This is a genomic window from Parafrankia sp. FMc2, from assembly GCF_041008525.1.
Lineage (GTDB): Bacteria > Actinomycetota > Actinomycetes > Frankiales > Frankiaceae > Parafrankia.
Genome location: NZ_JBFLUG010000533.1, coordinates 1 through 503, shown reverse-complemented (window position 1 = coordinate 503; position 503 = coordinate 1). Strand labels below are relative to the sequence as shown.

The 503-nt window shown below is 67.2% G+C and carries 1 pseudogene; it reads left to right on the top strand.

From position 1 onward, the window contains the following. Positions 1–306: 306 nt before the first annotated feature. Positions 307–503: pseudogene (locus AB1460_RS38325) on the top strand (amino acid-binding protein); the annotation flags it as partial.

Below are 503 nucleotides of genomic sequence, written 5' to 3'. Positions count from 1 at the left end.
AAAATGGCCTGCAACGCCTTCGTCCAGATCAGCCAGGACGGCACGGCCTTCCAGCTCAGAGACGAAAGCCTCTGCATCAACGGCACCTGAACCAGACCAGGACGGCCGACACAGCCACGCAGCGGGCTGACCGGGACCTCATCGCAGAGGGGCGTTCCGATGGGGCGACTGCGCTGTGTTCAGCCTTTCCTGATCTGATCCGGCTCGCCCTGCCCACCGCGGCCCAGATCTCCCGTCACGATCGTTGCTTATTCTCCTGTGGGGTAAATGATGCGCTTAGATGGCACGACAAGAGGAGTCGCGGTAGTGCTGGCCGCCGCCCTGGCCGCCGCCGTCTCCGGATGCTCGGGGTCGGGCGGAAGCGGTGATGCGGCATCTGCTGCCTGCGACAGCCCAGGTGTCACCGCCGACGCGGTGAAGCTCGGCTTCCTCTACTCGGACTCCGGCCCCGGCAGCGGCGCGCTGTCCGCCGCCCGGGCAGGTCTCGACGCCCGACTGGGGCT